Origin of the sequence: Spiroplasma sp. ChiS, assembly GCF_002968355.1 — a bacterium.
Lineage (GTDB): Bacteria > Bacillota_I > Bacilli_A > Mycoplasmatales > Mycoplasmataceae > Spiroplasma > Spiroplasma citri.
Map to the genome: position 1 here is coordinate 1 of NZ_PUUH01000109.1, position 1,480 is coordinate 1,480.

Consider the following 1,480-nt stretch of genomic DNA (forward strand, 5'->3'; position numbering starts at 1 on the left):
ATTTTATATAATAATTTTAATAAAACTGAACAACAAAAATTACGTCTTTATTAATTTTATTTTTAAATTAAATAATTTTAATAAAAATGCATTTTTTGTTGTGATTAAATTTAAAAAAATATAAAAATTTGTTGACAATAAAATTAAACATGGTATATTTAAGTTAAGTATGTGGATTATTTATTCCATAATTTCTTAAAATATAGTAAATACCCCAAAATAATTTATACAGTCATTTTTAATTACATCTAACCTTTTTTTCATTTCTTTTTTAAAAATAATTTTGTTTATTAATAAAATTATTCGTTTTTATCCAATACTTTGTTATAATATTAGTAAGTTAGAAAAAGGTGAGATAATGGCAAATAAAATTAAAGTTGAAAGAATGCAATCTTTGATTGCTCGTGATTTAACAATTATTATGCAACGAGAGATTCGTGATGAAATTTTAAATACCTTATCAATTCATGCTGTTAAATTATCAAATGATTTAAGTCATGCAAAAGTTTATTATTCATCATTATTAAATAAACCAGAAGCAGAACTTCATAATATTGTTCAAAATTATAAAAATAAAATTCGTAGCAAATTAGCACATAAACTAGAAATTTATCGTTGCCCGGACTTAGAATTTATTTTTGACTGTTCATTAGATAATGCTAATAATATTGAAGCAATCTTGCAAAATTTAAAATAAGAAAACTTATTAAGGTGTAAATAGATAAACATTAAATAATTTTTATTAGTTAGTAAAAAAAGTTTATTTTGATAGTAATTTTATAAAAAATCACAATACATACTGACAACATTTAAAATATGGAATTAATTTTCCTGTTTATCGTTGATCTGGTGATGGTGAACCACAAATACCTACTATTGATAAAAACACCGGTGAAATTACTGATTGAAATGGTTATCAACAAACTCGCGTAAAAGAATTTATTGATTTATCTTTATATTCTGTTTTGCTAGAAAATACTAGGGTTCAGCAAGGTGGTAGTGCGGATTATGAAAATCCGAATAAGGTTGGTACAAAGCGGATAATTTTTGATTTTGAGACGGTTGATGAATTGGATGTTAAAAATATTAAAAAAGCAATTTATCGGATGATTTTAACTGTTGATGAAGCAAATTTAATTATTTCTGGTAGTTTAGAGTTAAATAATATTAATAATGATGATTTAAGTTTTAATTTTAATTTTATGCGAACGGGAACTGGTGAAGTTTTTAATTTTAATGGTTCAATTTATTCATCATTAAATAGTAAAGATTTAAAGTATTATCAACAGTTTAGCGGTCAGTTTGATTTATCTAAGTTTTTACAGTCGTTTTTTGCAAGTGCATTGGTGCCAGTGTTTCAAAATCGTAGTTCGTTTATTGAAAATGGATATATTGATAATTTACAATATGATACTGTTTTAGTTAACTTTTTTGCGTTGAAATTACAAAATTTTAATAATATTTTGTTGAGTGAAAATAT

2 protein-coding genes are annotated in these 1,480 nt (G+C 22.9%); both read left to right on the forward strand.

Annotation, left to right across the window (positions count from 1 at the left end; translation table 4 throughout):
• Positions 1-358: 358 nt before the first annotated feature.
• Complete coding sequence (gene rbfA, locus C6B38_RS03760; RefSeq protein ID WP_105298713.1) at positions 359-697, forward strand: 30S ribosome-binding factor RbfA; 339 nt, start codon at positions 359-361, stop codon at positions 695-697.
• Positions 698-896: 199 nt separating this feature from the next.
• The coding region (locus C6B38_RS03765; RefSeq protein ID WP_443028746.1) for a spiroplasma phage ORF1-like family protein at positions 897-1,480 on the forward strand (584 nt) is incomplete at its 3' end.